Annotated in this window: 16 protein-coding genes; 9 read left to right on the forward strand and 7 right to left on the reverse strand. The window is 72.6% G+C overall.

Features of this window, described 5'->3' with window-relative positions:
* Positions 1 to 58: 58 nt before the first annotated feature.
* Positions 59 to 487: a hypothetical protein gene (locus Dsi01nite_RS36605; protein ID WP_203850955.1), complete on the forward strand. Its 429-nt coding sequence runs from the start codon at positions 59 to 61 to the stop codon at positions 485 to 487.
* Between the two features lie 53 nt (positions 488 to 540).
* Here Dsi01nite_RS36605 and Dsi01nite_RS36610 read toward each other — a convergent pair whose 3' ends face one another.
* A complete protein-coding gene (locus Dsi01nite_RS36610) occupies positions 541 to 1,752 on the reverse strand; it encodes an acyl-CoA dehydrogenase family protein (RefSeq protein ID WP_203850956.1) in 1,212 nt (403 codons plus the stop codon).
* On the reverse strand, positions 1,752 to 2,777 hold the full coding sequence (locus Dsi01nite_RS36615; RefSeq protein WP_203850957.1) for a phosphotransferase family protein: 1,026 nt from the start codon (positions 2,775 to 2,777) through the stop codon (positions 1,752 to 1,754). The genes Dsi01nite_RS36610 and Dsi01nite_RS36615 overlap by 1 nt, the downstream gene beginning before the upstream one ends.
* Before the next feature lie 219 nt (positions 2,778 to 2,996).
* Here Dsi01nite_RS36615 and Dsi01nite_RS36620 point away from each other — a divergent pair, with 219 nt between their 5' ends.
* From Dsi01nite_RS36620 to Dsi01nite_RS36650, 7 genes are all read left to right on the forward strand, one after another.
* The gene (locus Dsi01nite_RS36620) at positions 2,997 to 3,782 is read left to right on the forward strand and encodes an ACT domain-containing protein (protein WP_239136426.1); all 786 of its coding nucleotides are present in this window, start codon (positions 2,997 to 2,999) and stop codon (positions 3,780 to 3,782) included.
* A 43-nt stretch (positions 3,783 to 3,825) separates the two neighbouring features.
* The gene (locus Dsi01nite_RS36625) at positions 3,826 to 4,362 is read left to right on the forward strand and encodes an ACT domain-containing protein (protein WP_203850958.1); all 537 of its coding nucleotides are present in this window, start codon (positions 3,826 to 3,828) and stop codon (positions 4,360 to 4,362) included.
* A 129-nt stretch (positions 4,363 to 4,491) separates the two neighbouring features.
* A complete protein-coding gene (locus Dsi01nite_RS36630) occupies positions 4,492 to 5,742 on the forward strand; it encodes a cytochrome ubiquinol oxidase subunit I (protein WP_203850959.1) in 1,251 nt (416 codons plus the stop codon).
* Positions 5,739 to 6,698: a cytochrome d ubiquinol oxidase subunit II gene (locus tag Dsi01nite_RS36635; RefSeq protein ID WP_203850960.1), complete on the forward strand. Its 960-nt coding sequence runs from the start codon at positions 5,739 to 5,741 to the stop codon at positions 6,696 to 6,698. The genes Dsi01nite_RS36630 and Dsi01nite_RS36635 overlap by 4 nt, the downstream gene beginning before the upstream one ends.
* 17 nt (positions 6,699 to 6,715) lie before the next feature.
* On the forward strand, positions 6,716 to 8,452 hold the full coding sequence (gene cydD / locus Dsi01nite_RS36640; protein WP_239136427.1) for a thiol reductant ABC exporter subunit CydD: 1,737 nt from the start codon (positions 6,716 to 6,718) through the stop codon (positions 8,450 to 8,452).
* Positions 8,449 to 10,284 (forward strand): ATP-binding cassette domain-containing protein, encoded by a 1,836-nt coding sequence (locus Dsi01nite_RS36645; RefSeq protein WP_203850961.1) that lies wholly within the window; start codon positions 8,449 to 8,451, stop codon positions 10,282 to 10,284. Before cydD ends, Dsi01nite_RS36645 begins: the two co-directional genes overlap by 4 nt.
* Positions 10,285 to 10,333: 49 nt before the next feature.
* Positions 10,334 to 11,035 (forward strand): permease prefix domain 1-containing protein, encoded by a 702-nt coding sequence (locus Dsi01nite_RS36650; RefSeq protein ID WP_203850962.1) that lies wholly within the window; start codon positions 10,334 to 10,336, stop codon positions 11,033 to 11,035.
* Between the two features lie 91 nt (positions 11,036 to 11,126).
* On the opposite strand, the gene Dsi01nite_RS36655 is transcribed toward Dsi01nite_RS36650, so the two are convergent.
* Positions 11,127 to 11,465 (reverse strand): PadR family transcriptional regulator, encoded by a 339-nt coding sequence (locus Dsi01nite_RS36655; protein ID WP_203850963.1) that lies wholly within the window; start codon positions 11,463 to 11,465, stop codon positions 11,127 to 11,129.
* A 209-nt stretch (positions 11,466 to 11,674) separates the two neighbouring features.
* On the opposite strand from Dsi01nite_RS36655, the gene Dsi01nite_RS36660 reads away from it, so the two are divergent.
* Positions 11,675 to 13,024 (forward strand): hypothetical protein, encoded by a 1,350-nt coding sequence (locus Dsi01nite_RS36660; protein WP_203850964.1) that lies wholly within the window; start codon positions 11,675 to 11,677, stop codon positions 13,022 to 13,024.
* Positions 13,025 to 13,045: 21 nt separating this feature from the next.
* On the opposite strand, the gene Dsi01nite_RS36665 is transcribed toward Dsi01nite_RS36660, so the two are convergent.
* From Dsi01nite_RS36665 to Dsi01nite_RS36680, 4 genes are all read right to left on the reverse strand, one after another.
* The gene (locus Dsi01nite_RS36665) at positions 13,046 to 13,882 is read right to left on the reverse strand and encodes a hypothetical protein (protein ID WP_203850965.1); all 837 of its coding nucleotides are present in this window, start codon (positions 13,880 to 13,882) and stop codon (positions 13,046 to 13,048) included.
* Between the two features lie 64 nt (positions 13,883 to 13,946).
* Positions 13,947 to 14,870 (reverse strand): CPBP family intramembrane glutamic endopeptidase, encoded by a 924-nt coding sequence (locus Dsi01nite_RS36670; protein ID WP_203850966.1) that lies wholly within the window; start codon positions 14,868 to 14,870, stop codon positions 13,947 to 13,949.
* Positions 14,871 to 14,874: 4 nt separating this feature from the next.
* Entirely contained in the window at positions 14,875 to 15,642 is a 768-nt protein-coding gene (locus Dsi01nite_RS36675; protein WP_203850967.1) for a CPBP family intramembrane glutamic endopeptidase, read from the reverse strand.
* A gap of 87 nt (positions 15,643 to 15,729) precedes the next feature.
* Positions 15,730 to 16,983: a L,D-transpeptidase gene (locus Dsi01nite_RS36680; RefSeq protein WP_203850968.1), complete on the reverse strand. Its 1,254-nt coding sequence runs from the start codon at positions 16,981 to 16,983 to the stop codon at positions 15,730 to 15,732.
* Positions 16,984 to 17,437 lie beyond the last annotated feature (454 nt).

A 17,437-nucleotide genomic window follows, 5' to 3' on the forward strand; every position in this document is an offset into this window, starting at 1 on the left:
AGCTAGAAACAGCAGTTTGCGTCTCGGTGCGATAGGGCACTCGGTCAATGGAGGAGAGGTGGCTGAGATGTCCGTGCAGTGGAAGAAGGGTAAGCGGCGCGCTGAGAGCGTGGCTGAGGACGCCTGGGATCACCTGGTGTCCGCGGTCGAGTCGGCGCGTTCGGTGGGTGGGTCCGTGAAGGACCGGGCGTACGACTTCGCCGACGAGGCGTCGAGCCGCTACAGCTCGGCGTCGGACCGGGTCGGGTCCGCGGCCGACGAGGCGTGGCACCGGGCGAGCCTGGCGTTCGACGCGTTGTCGGGCCGCAAGCAGCGCACGCCGTGGGGATGGATCGCGGTCGCCGTCCTCGGTGGGATCGCGGTCGGCTGGGCGGCGGCGGCCTCGGCCCCGAAGGCCATCCAGGCGGCGCAGGAGCGGTTCGAGGACGAGGAGGACGTGCTGTCCCCCACGTACGAGGCGCCGGCACCGTACCGCGTCGCGGAATGACAACGAGCGGGCCGACCCCGTAGATCGGGGCGGCCCGCTCGGCATGTTCCGGTTCAGCTGTACTTGCGCAGCTCCCGCTTGGCGAGGGAGGCGCGGTGGACCTCGTCGGGGCCGTCGGCGAGGCGCAGGGTCCGGGCCGACGCCCAGAGCGCGGCCAGGGGTGTGTCCTGGCTGACGCCGGCGGCGCCGTGGGCCTGGATCGCCTTGTCGATGACCCATTCGGCCATCTGCGGCACCGCGATCTTGATCGCCTGGATCTCGGTGTGGGCGCCCTTGTTGCCGACGGTGTCCATCAGCCAGGCGGTCTTCAGCACCAGGAGCCGGGCCTGCTCGATGCGGACCCGGGACTCGGCGATCCAGTCGCGCACCACGCCCTGCTCGGCGAGGGGGCGGCCGAACGCGACCCGCTCGCTGACGCGCTCGCACATGAGCTGCAGCGCCCGCTCGGCGGCGCCGATGAGCCGCATGCAGTGGTGGATGCGGCCGGGGCCGAGCCGGGCCTGCGCGATCGCGAAGCCGGAGCCCTCCTCGGCGATGAGGTGGTCGGCCGGGACCCGGACATCCGTGAACTCCACCTCCGCGTGACCGCCGTGCGACGCGTCGGTGTAGCCGAACACGTGCATCCCCCGCTTGACGGTGACGCCCGGGGTGTCGCGCGGGACGAGGATCATGCTCTGCTGGCGGTGGCGTTCGGCGCCGGGGTCGCTCTTGCCCATGACGATGAAGATCGTGCAGTTGGGGTTCATCGCGCCGGAGGACCACCACTTGCGGCCGTTGACGACGTACCCGTCGCCGTCGCGCTCGATCCGGGTGGCGATGTTCGTCGCGTCGGAGGAGGCGACGTCCGGCTCCGTCATACAGAACGCCGAACGGATCTGGCCCTCGAGCAGCGGCTTGAGCCACCGGTCCTGCTGCTCCGGCGAGCCGAACGCGGACAGGACCTCCATGTTGCCGGTGTCCGGCGCGGCGCAGTTCAAGGCCTCGGGGGCCAGGTGCGGGCTGCGGCCGGTGATCTCGGCGAGCGGCGCGTACTGCAGGTTGGTGAGGCCGGCGCCGAACCGGTCGTCGGGCAGGAACAGGTTCCACAGGCCGCGGTCGCGGGCCGACGCCTTCAACGCCTCGATCACCGGGGGACGGGCCCACGGGTTGTCGAGCGCGGCCATCTCGTCCTCGAACCGGGGCTCCGCCGGGTACACCTCCTCCTGCATGAAGTCGGTGAGCTTCTCGTGCAGGTCGGCGGTGCGGGCGTCGAAGGTGAAGTCCATCAGCTCTCTCCGTTGATCGCTGTGAGCCCCTGCGCGAGCAGGGGTGGGACCAGCGCGCCGATCTGGTCGAAGCCGGCGCCGACGGTCTGGCCGTTGGTGTAGCGGAAGTGGATGCCCTCGAGGATGACGGCCAGCTTGTAGCAGGCCATCGCGACGTACCAGTGCAGGTCGCCGAGGTCGGCGTCACTGGCCTTGGCGTAGCGGTCGAGCAGCGCGTCGCCGGACGGGAACCCGGCGTCGGCGCCGAGCCCGTCGGCGATCGGGTTGGTGCCGGTCTTGAGCCGGTCGAGCACCGTCCAGTACGCCAGCAGCAGCCCGAGGTCGGTGAGCGGGTCGCCGAGCGTGGCCATCTCCCAGTCGAGGACCGCGGCGACGCGCATGGTCGCGGGGTCGACGATGAGGTTGTCGAGCCGGTAGTCGCCGTGCACGATCGCGGTCGTGGCGGAGGCGGGGATGCCGGCCGCGAGGCGGTCCCGCAGCACCGCCGCGTCGGGCAGATCCCGGCTCGTCGACTGCGCCAGCTGCTTCGACCACCGTCGGACCTGGCGCTCCAGGAAGCCCTCGGGCCGGCCGAAGTCGCCGAGCCCGACCTCGGCGGGGTCGACGCGGTGCAGGACGGCGAGGGTGTCCATCATCGCGAACGCCACCTCGCGGCGGGCCTCGTCGCCGAGCGGGTCGGTCTGCCGGCGGCTGCGCAGCACCACCCCGGGCACCCGCGACATCAGGTAGAACGGCGCGCCGAGGACGTCGGGGTCCTCGCACAGCAGCAGCGCGTCGGGCACCGGCACCGGCGTCGGACCGAGGGCGGAGATGATCCGGTGCTCCCGGGCCATGTCGTGCGCGGTGGCCAGGACGTGCCCGAGCGGCGGGCGGCGCAGCACGAAGACCTCGTTGACCACGTAGGTCAGGTTGGAGCGGCCACCGGCGATGAGCTCGGCGTTGATCGGTTCGCTGATGAGCCCGGGGGCCTTGTCCTGCAGGTAGGCCGCGAGGCGGGGGAGGTCGAGACCGGGCGGGGTGCTCATACGGCCAGTCCATGGGTGAGACGCGTTCTCTGTCAAGCACCCAGCGAGGTTTTTCACCGTCAATGTCCGTTTTCGCGGGCGCTGAGACGTTCCGGCATCGACACTGCGGCGAAACGGCACGGAAATCCGCGGTGGGCAGACTGTTGTCACTACCGGAGAGCAAGTGACGTACACCAACGGCGGCGTACTCAGCCAAAGGACGAACGGGAGGTCGACTTCATGCTGCTACGGCTGCGAGTTGCGCTGCCCGACCGTCCCGGCTCACTCGGGCAGGTTGCCCGGACGCTGGGTGTGGTCGGTGCCGACATCGTTTCGGTCGTTGTGCTGGAACGCGTCGGTGGCCGTGCGGTGGACGACCTTACCGTGGTTTGGCCGGCTTCGGCCCCTGTCGACCGTGTTCTCACCGGTCTCGCGGCGATCCCAGGCGTTCGCGTGGACGGTGTGTGGCGCGGCACGGAGCTGTCGGAGCCGAGTAGTGGCCGCGAGGTCGCGCTCATCGGACAGGTGGCGGCAAACCCGCAGAACGGCCTGGCAACGGTCGTCGACGCGGCACCGGCACTGTTCGGAGCGGACTGGGCGGTCGCGATCCTGGTCGGATCGGACTGGGCGGGCGGCGGCGCGCGAGCTCAGGCATGGTCCGACTCCTCGGTGATCTGCGCCAGCTGGCGCACTCCGGATGTCCCCCCACAGGTGGACATCGCACCACTCCGACCTCGCGCGATCAGCGCTGCTGACGGCATCCATCTTGCTGTCGCGCCTTTTCAGCGTGGAGGTCTGGTCCTTGTTGTCGCCCGCGGCGGGGCGGACGGCGACGCTGGAGCACCACCTTTCCACGGTTCCGAAGTGGCGAGGCTGGCGCAGTTGGTCGGTGCAACCGCATCTGTGCTGGGGGAACGGCTGGCGGGGCCCGGCTTGGCGGAGCTGGGTAAAGCGGGCGGTGCTGTTACCGGCACCCCCGCTCCCGCCGGCACAAACGCCGCTGCGTCTTCTTCCTGGGCGGCATAGACCCCAGCGTCCCGGGTTTGCACCACAGCAAGGAGCCCCCCGAATGACCCTCTGGCGTATCCGCGCGACCGTGGACGACCGTCCCGGTTTCCTCTCCGTCCTGACCGCCAGCCTCGCGCTGCGCAAGGTCAACATCCTCTCCGTCCAAGTGCACACGACCGAGTCCGGCGCGGTCGACGACTTCCTCGTCGAGGCGCCCGACGAGCTGAGCGTCGCGGACCTCGCCGAGGCCGTCCGGCGCGGTCGCGGGCGGGACGCGTGGATCGCCCAGGCCGACGTGCGAGGGCTCATCGACGAGCCGACCCGCGTGCTCGCCCTGGCCGGCAAGGTCCTGGACGGCACCGCGACCCTGGAGGAGGCGATCGCGTCGCTGCTCGGCGACTGCGACATCTCCTGGCGGGCGGACTCGTCCACGGGCGCGGAGGGCTACACGGCGACCGGCATGCAGCTGCAGGACCCGGCCGGCGGCACGCTGTACGTGCGCCGTCCCGCGCCGCCGATCACGCCGGCGGAGTATGCCCGGGCCCACGCCCTGGTCGGCCTCGCCCAGGTGGCGGGAAGGCGCAACACGGCGGCATAGAAGCCGGCACAGAAACCCTGAGACCTTTCTCAGCAGCGCTCGTCCTTGGCGGAGGACGGGCGCTGCTTTTTGTGGTCGGTACATGTAGGCTGCCGACATGTTGTTCGGGTACATGTCGGGGGACGACCTATGAACGCGTTGGACCTCGCGCGATGGCAGTTCGCCGCCACCGCCTCGCTGCACTTCCTCTTCGTCGCGCTCACGCTCGGCCTGGTCTTCTTCGTCGCGTCCACGCAGACGAAGTACGTGCGCACGGGCGACGAGACGTACGGCCGGGCGGCCCGCTTCTGGGGCTCCCTGTACGCGATCAACTACGCCGTCGGCATCGCCACCGGCCTCGTCATGGAGTTCGAGATCGGGCTCAACTGGAGCGGCCTGTCCCGGCTCACCGGCGACGTGTTCGGCGCGCCCCTGGCCCTGGAAACCCTGATCGCGTTCGTGCTCGAGTCGACGCTGCTCGGCATGTGGCTCTTCGGCTGGGGCCGGCTCAACAAGAAGCTGCACCTGGCCCTGATCTGGGGGGTCGCGGCGACCGCGCTGCTGTCCGCGTTCTGGGTCATGGTCTCCAACTCGTTCCTGCAGCACCCCGTCGGCTACGTGCTCGACAGCGACGGCACGGCCCGGCTCACCGACTTCGGCGCGCTGCTGACCAACAGCGCCCTGTGGTTCGCCCTGGCGCACACCGTCTTCGCGGCCATGCTCACCGGCGGCATGTTCGTCGCCGGGGTCAGCGCCTGGCACCTGCGCCGGCGGGTCCAGGACAACGCCGAGCTGTTCCGCCGGTCGCTGCGCACCGGGCTGCACACCGCGCTGGTCGGCATGTTCTTCACCATGGGCTTCGGGTATGCCCAGTTCGGCCCGCTCGCCGACAACCAGCCCACCAAGCTGGCCGGCGGTCACAACGCCATCGAGCGGCAGGCCGAGATGGTGGCGAAGTTCGGCCCCGGCGACTACATCCCGAGCGGCATCGTCAGCGTCGCGCTCGGCGTCATGATCATGGTGGCGAACCTGCTGTTCCTGATCCTGCTCGCCGCGCGGGTCCTCGCGATCCGCGACACGATCATCAAACGGCGCTGGGCCCGGCCGATGCTGTGGCTGCTCACCGCCCTCATCCCGGTGCCGTTCCTCACCGCGATCTGCGGCTGGATCGTGCGCGAGGAGGGCCGCCAGCCGTGGGCCGTCTACGGCCTGCTCAAGACCGCCGACGCGGTGTCACCGATGGGCGACGGGGTGCTGCTGGCCTCGACCGTCGGCTTCACCGCGCTCGTCGTCGTCCTCGTCACGGTCGACTGGTGGCTGCTGGCCCGCAAGGCGAGACGCGGGCCGGGCGACGAGTTCCTGCCCCAGCCCCTGCCCGAGCGCGAGGAGATCTCCGTATGAGCACGTTGTGGTACACCATCCTCGGGTTGCTCTTCATGGCCTACTTCGCGCTCGGCGGGCTCGATCAGGGTGTGGCACTGCTCCTGCCGCTGCACACAGGCGCCGAACGCAAAGCCGCGCTCAACGCGGTCGGGCCCCGGTTCCTCGGCAACGAGGTGTGGATCGTCGGCGCCGTCGGGGTCCTCGTCGCCGCGTTCCCGCGGCTCGAGGGCGAGCTGTTCGGCGCCGCGTATCCGGTGGTCATCGCGATCGTGCTCGGCCTCATCGCCCTCAACACCGGCGTGCAGCTGCGCGGCCGGGCCGTGCGGACCGCCGGGTTCGACGCGCTCAGCACGGCCGGTGCGCTCGCGCTCGCCGTCGGTTGGGGGCTGCTGCTCGGTGTCGTGCTGCACGGGGTACCGATGACCGCGGACGGCCACGTGCACGGCTTCGCGCCACTGAGCAGCCCCGCCGTGTGGCTGACCGCGCTCGTCAACGTGATCCTCGTCGTGGCCAACGGCGCCGCGTACCTGGCGTGGCAGGGCATCGCGACGAGAGTGCTGACCTGGGCGGCACCCGCCGGCGCCGTCGGCGTGCTGGTCGCGGCCGCCGTCTGGTACACCCAGAACCCACCCGGCATCCGGAACCCGATCCTCGCCACGGCCCTGGTCGTGGCCACCGCCGCCGCGCTGGTCGCGACCCGGTTCACCAGCGGCGGACGGGCCTTCGCGGCCACGCTTGTGGCGTGCGCCCTACCGGTGATCACGGTCGCCCTGGCCAGGTATCCGGGCGTGCTAGCGTCCACGATGGACCCGGGTGCGACGGTGACCGTCGACAGCGCGGCCGCCGGCGCGGACACGCTCCGGCTGCTCGCCATCGGCGCGGCGCCACTGCTGCCGGTGCTGGTCGCCGTGCAGGTCTCCTGCTGGTGGCTGTTCCGGCGGCGGGAGAGTCAGCCCACCCCTCTCTACTGGTAGGGCGCGCGGACGTTCATATGGACAGAAGACTCCTGCGGCTCGGGCCGGTCAGGCAATACGCGATGGTGCTGGCCGGCTCGGCCGTCCTGGCCGCGATCCTCGTCGTCGGGCAGGCCGTCAGCCTCGCCACCCTCCTGGCCGGCTCGTTCTCCACCGGCGTCGTCGCCACCTGCCTGACCTTCGTGGCGCTGCGCGGGGTGCACGGCGCGGTCGCCGCCGCAGCAGCCGGCCGGGCCACCGCCAAGGTCAAGGCGCACCTGCGGGCCGAACTGCTCGACGCCGCCACCGCCCGCGGCCCCGGCTGGCTCGCCGGGCAGCGTGCCGGCGAGCTCGCCACCCTCGCGGGACGCGGCGTCGACGGGCTCGACGGGTACCTCGCCGCATACCTGCCGCAGGTGTTCCTCGCCGTCACCGTCCCCCTCGGCGCCCTGGGCTGGCTCGCGTTCACCGACCTCAGCTCCGCGATCGTCGTCGGTGTCACGCTGCCGCTCATCCCCGTCTTCGGCGCGCTCGTCGGCTGGCAGACCGGCGCCCGCACCAAGCATCAGTGGCACCTGCTGCAGCGCCTCGGCGGCCACTTCCTCGACACCGTCATCGGCCTGCCGACGCTGCGCACCTTCGGCGCCGAGAAGGCCCAGGTGCGGCGGGTCCGGGCGATGGCCGACGCGTATCGGGTCGCCACCATGCGCACCCTGCGCCTCGCGTTCCTGTCCGCGCTGGTCCTGGAGCTCGTGGCCACCGTCTCCGTGGCGCTCGTCGCGGTGCCCGTCGGCCTGCGGCTCCTCGACGGGAAGCTGACCCTGACCGCCGCGCTGGTCGTGCTGCTGCTCGCGCCGGAGGCCTACCTGCCGCTGCGGGCCCTGGGCACCAAGTTCCACGCCAGCCAGGAAGGGCTCGCGGCCGCCACGGAGATCTTCAAGGTGCTCGAGTCCGCCCCTGTTCCGCCGGTACGGACAGCGCCCCGCCTCCCCGCACCGGGCTTCACCGGTCTCGCGTTCGACCGGGTCGAGGTGCGCTACGGCGACGTCGTGGCACTGCGGGACCTGACCCTCGACGTCGCGCCCGGTGACCGGGTCGCGCTCGTCGGGCCCAGCGGCGGCGGCAAGTCCACGATCCTCGCCCTGGTCCTCGGGTTCGTGACGCCGAGCGCCGGCCGGGTCCTCGTCGGCGGCGTCGACCTCGCCGACCTCGACCTCACCGCGTGGCGGGCCCGGCTCGCGTGGATGCCGCAACGCCCGCACCTGTTCGCCGGCACCGTCGCCGACAACATCCGCCTCGGCGCCCCCGCCACGCCGCACGACCAGGTCGTCGAGGCAGCGGTCGCGGCCGACGCCGACGCGTTCATCCGGGCCCTGCCGGACGGGTACGACACCGACCTCGCCCGCCACGGCCTGTCCAGCGGCCAGCGGCAACGCCTCGCCATGGCCAGGACCTGGCTGCGCGGCGGTGCCGCTGGTGGTGCCGCCGGCGGTGCCGCTGGTGGTGCCGCTGGTGGTGCCGCTGGTGGCGGTGCCGCTGGTGGCGTATCCGGTGGTGCTTCGGGGGGTGCTGATCTGTTGTTGCTGGACGAGCCGACCGCCCGCCTCGACCCGGCCAGCGAGTCGGCGGTGATCGCGGCCGCGGCCAGGCTCGCCGCCGACCGCACCGCCCTGCTCGTCGCCCACCGGCCCGCGATGCTGTCCGTCGCCACCAGGGTCGTCGAGATCAAGGACGGCGTCGCGGCGCCCCTCACCGGTGCGGTGGTGCTCGCATGACCGCCGCGCTCGCCGCCAGGCAGGTGCGGCTCCTCGGACCCGGTGCGCTGCTCCGGCTGGTCTTCGCCGGGCTCCTCGGCGTCCTCACCGAGGCCGCCGGGATCGGCCTGGTCGGCACTGCGACCTGGATGCTCGTGCGGGCCGCCGACCAGCCACCCCTCGCCGCGCTCGCGGTGGCGATCGCGGCGGTGCGGGGGTTCGCGCTGGTCAAGGGTGGCCTCCGGTACGCGGAACGGCTCGCCGGCCACGACGCCGTCCTGCGCGTCCTGGCCGACCTGCGAGCCCGGGCGTTCGCCGCCCTCGCCGCCGGCGACCGGGACGCCGCTGCTTCCTCCGGGTCCTTGTCCTCCGGGTCCTTGTCCTCCGGGTCCTTGTCCTCCGGGTCCTTGTCCTCCGGGTCGTCGTCCTCCGGGGACCTGCTGAGCAGGGTGGTGTCGGACGTCGACGGGGTCCAGGACGCGGTGCTGCGCGGCGCGCTGCCGGCCGGGGTCGCGGCCGCCGTCGGGCTCGCCGGCGTCGGCGGCGTCGCCGTCGTCGACCCCCGGGCCGGGCTCGTCCTGCTCGCCGGGCTGCTCGTCGCCGGGGTGCTGCTGCCGTGGGTCGGGCACCGGCTCACCGCGGCGCCGGCGTCGGCCATCTCGACCGCCCGGGGCGACGTGACGACGGGGACCGTGGACGTGGTGCAGGGGGTGGCGGAGCTCGTCGCGTACGGTGCGCTGCCCGCCGCCCTCGCCGACACCGCCGACCGGAGCCGCCGGCTCGCCGCCCTCGAAGCCAGGTCCGCCACCGTCGCCGCGGTCGTGGGCGGGGCCGCCGCGATGATTCCCGCCGCCGTCGCGGTGTGGATCGCGGTCCTGGTCGACGGGCGGACGGCGGCGGTGGTCCTGGCGCTCGTCGCCCTCAGCGTCGGCGAGGTCGTCGTGCCCCTCGCCGCGGCCGCGGTCCGGCACGCCGAGCTCCGCGGGGGACTCCGCCGGGTCCGCGAACTGATCGCCACCGCCGCAACTCCGGCCGCAGCGCCGGATGCAACCCCGCCTGCAGTCCCGGCCGCAGCGCCGGATGCAACCTCGCTTGCAATCCCGGCTGCGGCGCCGGCTGCAACCTCGGCCGCAGCGTCCGCTGGACCCTCACCCGCGTCGGCCGCTATGGCCGCCGCTGGTGATCGTGCCGGTGGTGATCCGGAGACGGTCGGACCGCTCGACACTGCGGTGGATCTGGTGCTGCGCGGGGTCACGGTCAGGTATCACGCCGACCTGCCGCCCGCCCTGGTCGACGTGGACCTCCGGCTGCCGGCGGGAAGCCGGGTCGCGGTCGTCGGCGCCAGTGGATCCGGCAAGTCGACGTTGCTCGCCGCGATCGCCGGGCGGGTACCCCTCGCCGCCGGCACCGTCGACGGCAGGCCCGACGGGGTCGAGGCGTGGCGGGTCGCCGGTGGGGTGTTCGCCGACGCGCACGTGTTCCACACGACCGTCCGCGACAACCTGGTCCTCGGCCGGTCCGGGTGCCAGGACACGGACCTGGTGCGGGCGCTCACCGACGCCGGACTCCCCGAGTACGCCGACCGGCTCGACGACATCGTCGGCGAGGACGGCGGGAAGCTGTCCGGCGGGCAGCGGCAGCGGCTGCTGCTGGCGCGGGCCCTGGTGGCGCCGCCGCCGGTGCTGCTGCTGGACGAACCGACCGAAGGTCTCGACCCGGCCGCCGCCGACGCCGTCCTCGACACGGCGCTGCGGGCCGCCGGCGCGCGGACCGTCGTCGTCGTCACCCACCGCGCGGCGGAGCTGAGCAGCTTCGACCGGGTCGTCCACGTCGAGGGCGGCCGCACAGCTTGACGGCAGCACAGCTTGACGGCAGCGGAGCCGGGTGTGGGAACCTTGTCGGGTGGACGGGGTCTCACATGGTTCCGGCCCGATCGACGTCTACGTCGACGGGCTGGCCGCCGCGCTGCGGGGGCCGCGCCGGCACCGGCACGAGATGGTCACCGAGGCGCGTGACAGCCTTCTGGACGCCGCGGAGGCATATGCCGACGCGGGACAGGACCCGCTCGACGCGCAGCGCCGGGCCGTGGCCGAGTTCGGCACCCACCGGCAGGTCGTGCCGGGGTATCAGGCCGAGCTCGCCACCCTCCAGGGCCGCCGCACCGCGATGTGGATCGCGTTCGTCCTGCCCGTCATGACGCTGCTCGAGCCGCTCATGTGGTGGGACACCTCGTGGAGCACGGACGAGCGGGCCAGCCACGTCTACTGGGTGCTCGTCGACCACTTCCAGTACACGTCCTTCCTCGCCGCCGGGGCCGCCGGGCTCGCGATCGTCGGGTTCGGCTGGGGGAGCCGGTTCCTGCGGGACGGCCTGCAGTATGCGCGGCTCGTCGGTCAGGCGACCGTGGTCTTCCTCGGCATGCACGCCGTGCTGGGCGCGAGCGTGTTCGTGCTGAGCCTGCGCCAGTGGCCGGCGGCGGCGACGTGGCCGCCGGTGCTGATCGGCTTCGCCGTCAACGCCGCCGCGTTCGGCTACGCGGGCCTCCTGGCCGTCCGGTGCGTCTCCGTGGCCCGGGAACCCCGGCTGCGCGCTGTGGCCTGCTGAGCCCTGAATCCCGCTGCGTCCTGAACCTCCGCCGAGTCCTGAACCTCCGCCGAGCGCTGCGGCCTGCTGAGCGGCCCGCTGCCGATCCGGATCAGGACGTGGCGGGTGCGGGCGGGGGAAGCAGCACCGCACCGATCGTGGCGGTGAACTCCTGCCACGCCGAACGCTCCTCGGCCAGGACCTTCCGGCCGGCGCTGGTCAGCCGGTACGTGCGGCGCTCCCGGCCGCCGACCGTCGACCAGGCGCTCTCCACGTATCCGGCGCGCTCCAGGCGGCGCAGCGCCGGATAGACCGTGCCGGTCGGCAGCGTCAGCGAACCGCCACTGCGCTCCTGCAGGGCCTCGATGATCGCGTAGCCGTGGCGGGGCTCGCCGTCCAGCACCGCGAGCAGGAGTGCGTCGAGATGCCCGCGCAGCGCGTCCGCCTTCATGTGTAGCGAGTCTACGGGTTCGCAGCTCGCGACGCCATGAGGGGCCCGCGGTGCCGGTGCTGCGGTGCCGGTGCTGCGGTGCGGTGCTGTGGTCCGGTGCTGTGGCCCGGGGTTTGGCGCCCTTCTCCGCGGGTGGGTTTACCGGCGGCGGACATGGGAAGGAGCGCTGTCGGGTGATCGGTGGTTGGGCCCGGAGGTCGAGGAGCGGTATGAGGCGGCGGGTCGAGGCCACGCAGGACGTCGAGTCGTTGTGGCCCAACGGACTGGGCACCACACTCGCCATCGCCTCGGGACGGGCCCTCGCCTATCGCAGCGGCGTCGCCAGGCCCGCCGTCACCACTCCACAATGGACGATGGACCGGGCCGGCCGGGTCACCGGCAGCGGCGTCGGCGGCGCGGGGAGCACGGGCGGCGCAGGAGGCGCAGCGGCCGCCGGGCGGCACGCCCGCCGGGAGCTCGACGCCGAGGACGTCGCCCGGTGGCTCGTCGGGCAGCTCCCCGAGGGCCGCTACGGCGGGCTGGTCGTCGGCTCACCGCACGGCGCCGCCGTCCACCTCGCGATGGCGCTCGGCGTGCCGTGGCTGCCGGTGGCGTTCGAGGTGCCGACCCCCGAGGTCGCCGCCGGTGAACGCCCCGCGGCCGACGGTGAGCGGCTCGCCCGCGACATCCTCGACGGCAACCCCGACGTGGCGGTCCGGCAGGTGTACGACCCGGTGTGGCGCGGCTGGTCGGGTGCCGCGACCGCGTACGCCGTCGTGCGGTGGCGGCGCCTGCCGGCCGCGTACCGCAGGTTCGTGGCCGAACGGCTGCACCCCGACGCGCCGGTCGTCGTCGTGCGGGACGTCAGCCGCTGGCAGACGTCCCCCGGCGACGACGGCTACTCCTACCAGCTCGGCAGCCGCGCCAGCGGCCTCGGCCCCGGCGACTACCGCGACGAGCGGTCACTGCGCGGCCGGGCGCCCCGCGAGGACAGCGACGGCGAACGGGCCGTCGACCGCGGGCTCGTCGAGGACCTGCGCCGGTACGGCTCGGCCCACGGCCACCCGGTCCGCCAGGTCCTGTACCGGCACCCGGACGTCCTCAGCGGCGCCGTCGCGGACCTGTACCGGCAGTGGCTGCGGACCGGTGAGCGCACCGGCGGCCGGCTCGTCGTGGAGTGCGGCCGGCTCCTCGACCCGTGGCACGTGCTGCGGGCCGGGCTGGTGCCGTACTGGTGCGAGCACCCGCTGCGCTCCGCGGTGCGGTGCCTGTCGTGGTGGCTGGCGGGCAGCGAACCGTTCGCGTCGGTCGACGTGTTCGCCGAGCCGCCCGGGATGCCGCTGCCGACGGTCGCGCACCTGGAGGAGTGGCAGGCCGTCGCCGACTTCGCGACCCGGCACGGGCTCGTCGACCGGCGGTGCGCCCGCGCCTACCCGGCCGGGGTCGTGCCCGGCCACCACGCCACGCAGGTGCTGCGGATGCACCCCTACGACCTGCCCTACCTGCCGTTCCTGGAGGTGCCGGCGGCCCTGTCGGTCATGACGCAGAGTTCGCAGACCGACGGGCTGCTGGTCATCTGAGTTCCGGGATGTCCCCCTGAGTTATGGGGTGTCCTCGGACTTCTCCTTGTTCTTCTGGACCTTGCTGATCACGTCGTGGAGGGGCTTCGTGCCGCTGCCGACGACGATGCCGGTGACGATCGCGTCGATCCAGACCGGGATGCCGTTCCAGTTCTCCCCGGCGATGGAGTGCAGCAGGTACAGCCCGCCCGCCGACGACGCGACTGTCGCCACCGCGGTCGCGATGCCCCACGAGACGAGGCCGCGGCTGGCCCGGCCCTTCTCCAGCATCGACTTCGCGTGCGCGACCTGGATCAGGTCGTCGAGGGTGGCGTCGTGATACTTGTTGGCGAGGTTCGCCACCGCCGCCTCCAGCTCACCGCGGGCGTGCTTGCCGGGCAGGAACCGGGCGAACGGCTCCAGGACCCGCTCGACGGCCGTCGCGAACGCGAACAGCACCGCGAAGAACGTCGTCGCGTCCGGCAGCCGGATCGCCTGCGCGTTGATGTTGTAGTGCCACAGCGCCCACGACCCGGCGCCACCGGCGGCGACCAGGGCGAACGCCGACACCAGCGACAGCACCGACGCGGGCTGCGGCGGGACGGCGGCCGCCTCGCCGCCCGGGGTCGGCTCGACGACCGGCCCGGCCGACGCGATCGCGATCCCGACCTCGTCGCCCGGCGCGGCCGCACCGGGCGCGGGGGTCTCGGTCTCGGGGGTTTCGGCGCTCGCCGAACGGTTCGACGGGCCTTGCTGGAAGGGCACGTGGGCCCGGCCGATCGCGGGCGCGTCGGCCTGCGCGGCGGGCGCTACCGCCGCGGTGGCGACGACACGGTTGGAGTTGGGGCCGAGCACGTTCGTGCGACGGACGAGAGCCATGCGCGAGACGGTAGCGGTGCGTCGATCCGTGCGCGATGCCCGATTCCCGACATCGACCCTGCGTCTACTCCGGCGTCGCGCTGCGTAGCGTGAGCGGCGTCGTCGCCGTCGCGGGCACGGCCGGCGCGGCGGCAGGTGCCGCAGTCAGCTCGACGGCTGGCCCGACGGCTGGCTCGACGGCTGGCCCGACCGCTGGCCCGACCGCCGGCTCGACGGCCGGTGTGGGGCTGGGCCGGGCCTCGATGCGCTGGGCCAGCCAGGGGCCGATGACGATGGCGGCCACGTCGAACACGGCGTGGATGACGATCGACGCGAAGATGCCCCCGGTGAGGTTGTAGGCGAGCGTGAAGAGCAGCCCGGTCGCCGTCGCGCCGACGACGCCACGCCAGCCCTGGTAGGCGTGGGCGGCGCCGAATACCAGCAGTGACAGCAGCGCCGCCACCAGCGGGTCCAGGCCGAGCAGCCCGATGCCGGCGGCGATGAACAGCCCGCGGTAGACGAGTTCCTCACTGACGCCGACGCAGAGCGCGAGCAGGCCCGCGTGCGCGCGTTCGGCCGCCGTGCGCGCATGCAGGAAGCGGACCCGGGCCAGGGTCTCCTCAGCGGCGCGCAGGGAACGGATGTGCACGCCGTCGCGGCGGGCGCGGGCGAACCGCACGTGGTTCACGACCACGGACAGCCCCAGCACCGCCGACACGAGCACCGCGACGACGCCGTCGACGGCCCCCGGTGCCCGCAGGCCCAGGTCGGTGAGGTCGATGCCGTCGGTCCACACCACCGCGACCGCGGCGACCGCCAGCAGCACCGATCGGCTGATGCCGGCGCGGTACAGCCGGATCCTGCCGCCAGGGGTTGCCACCAGGCGCTCCACGGCGGCGCGGGCCTTCGCCGTGGCGCCGTACGCGGCGGCGGCGACGGTCGCCACGAGGAGGAGCAGCGTCAGGGAGGAGGCGGCGACGTCGAACCGGGGATCAAGCCAATCGAACACGCCGTCATGATGCGGTCTCCGCCGCCGCCGTGTCTGCCCCGGTCGGCGCGGCCGTCTCCGGCGCGCCGCTGCGGGCGAGGAGGGCCGGGACGAGCAGGAGGGACACCAGGTCGACGGTGATGTGCAGGGCGATCGGGACGATGAGGTTGCCGGTCAGCGCGTACAGGACGGTGAACACGACCGCCGCGGCGCCCGTGGTGAGCATGCCGCGGAGGCCCTGGTACCGGTGGCCGACGCCGAACAGGATCACCGCGAGGACGGCTGCCGCCCAGACGGGGAGCCCGAGCATGCCCGTACCCGCCGCGATGAACAACCCACGGAAGACGATCTCCTCGCCGGTCCCGGCGGCGATGGCCCCGACGGCCGCCCAGCGTCGCTGCGACGGCGTCGCGGGCCGCAGGAACGCCAGGGGATCGTCGTCGGGGCTGATCCCGCCCGAGCGGATCGCGAGCAGCGCGGCGGTCCCGGCGGCCGCGGCGGGCAACCCCAGCGCGATCAGGACGTCACCGGTGGTGACGGGTCGCAGCCCGAGGTCGGCGAGGTCGAGGCCGGGTCCGACGAGGACGGCTTCGAGGGCGATGAGGGTGGCGAGGGTGTTCGTGGCCGCGGACCGCCGGAACGCCGCGGCCAGTCCCTTGGCCTTGATCCGTTCCCGCATCCCGGCCGGCGACGCGCGCAGGACGCTGACGGCGAGCACCAGCACGACCAGCGCCGTGAGGATGACCTCGGTGGCGTGGAACGTCGGGTCGACCCAGTCCAGCACGGCTGCCATGGTGGAACACGGAAGGGGCCGCTGTCAGCCCCACCGTCCGGTGGAAGTCTGACAGCGGCCCCTGTTTCGCTTACTGTGCCCGATCGCTCACGCGGACGGTGAAACGGTGACCGTGGCGCTCGGCTGGGCACTGCCGCTCGGGTCGGCGGCCGGTGCGGCCGGCGGCGGGAGGGCGCTGCCCTTCACGTACTCGTCCCAGGTCTTGTCCCAGTCCGTCCAGCCGTTGCCCCAGGCGAGCTTGCGCGGGGTCCCCTTGACGATCACGACGTCGCCGATCTTCGTCAGGTCGAACAGGAACTTCGCGTTCTTCTGCGAGACGTTGGTGCAGCCGTGCGAGACGTTGCGCTTGCCCTGGTCGCCCTCGGACCACGGGGCCGCGTGGATGTACTCGCCGCCGCTGGTCATGCGCTGCGTCAGGTACACCGTCTCGCGGTACGGGTCGGACGGGTCGGTCGACACGAACAGCTCGGACTGCTGCTTGTCCATGACCACCATGGTGCCGCTGGAGCTCGGCGTCTTGGCCTTGCCGAGGCTGACCGGCACGGTCTTGATGACCTCACCGTTCTTCTCCACCGTCATCTGGTGGGTCTTGTCGTCGGTCGTCATGATGATCTTGTCGCCGATGGTGAAGTTCGTCGTGACGTCCTTGGTGCCCCAGCCGGTCTTCGTCAGCTGCAGGCCACCGGTCGCCAGCCGGACAGTGACCTTGGTGCCGGTCTGCCAGTACTCCTTCGGGCGGTAGTGCACCTCGCCGCCGTTGAACCAGTACCAGGTGCCGACCTGCGGCGGTGTGCTGGTGACGAGCAGCCGCTTCTCGACGCTCGCCCGCAGCTCCGTCGGGACGCTGGAGCCGAACCGGACGACGACGGGGATGGCCACGCCGTAGACCTTGTTGTCGGACAGGGCCGTCGACACGTTGACCGTCTTGCCGGGCTTCGCCATGGTCGTGAACGTGACCTTCTTACCGGCACTGTCGCCGGCGGAGGTCACGGTCGCGGTGTACTGCGTGCCGTATTTGAGCTGCGTCGCGGGGATCCAGGTCGTGCCGTCCGAGCGCAGGCCGCCGTTGACCGCCGCACCGGACGCGTCCGTCAGCGTGACCGACGCGTTCGCGCCGGGCGCCGCCTGCAGGGCGAGTTCGGTGGCGGTGGATACGCCGGTCGCGCCGTCGGCCGGCGCGGTAAGGGTCGCGGTTGGCTGCGCGGCGGACGCGGAAGCCGAGGGGCCGCCGGCACTGCCGCTGTCACTCCATTTGGGTTTTTCGTCAGCGCTGCAAGCAGAGAGGGCGATCAGTCCGGCAAGAGCGGTGATCGTGGCCAGTGCGCGTGCGGAGACTCCCATGTCCACACCTCCTTCGTTGGGCTAGAGCATGCACCGGATACAACACCGGTGTATCCCGGGTTTGTGCCACACGGTTCAACACGTTGAACCGGAGCAGGGGCATCCTATGAAGTAACGGAAAGCGTGAGCCATCCGCTCCTTGGACGTGTTCCAGACTGCGCGAGGTTGCGTCCCAGTTCGGTAACGGTCCTTACAGTGATCACTGCGGTGACTCCTGCGGCGACCCCGCAGGGACCCTTACAGTGATCCCGGCGGTGCCCCCGCGCCGCCCCCGCAGTGCCCCCGCGGTGCCCCCGCGGCGACGCCGCAGTGTCCTGAGGTGCCCCCGCAGTGCCCCCGCAGTGCCCCCGCAGTGCCCCCTAGCTGGGGCTCGTGGGATTTGTCACGATCTCCCGTTGTAGGTCGGGCGGCGGTGCAGGCGGTACGTTGGTCGGCAACGCACAGGGCGGCGGAC

The organism is Dactylosporangium siamense (genome assembly GCF_016862795.1).
Taxonomy (GTDB): Bacteria; Actinomycetota; Actinomycetes; order Mycobacteriales; family Micromonosporaceae; genus Dactylosporangium; species Dactylosporangium siamense.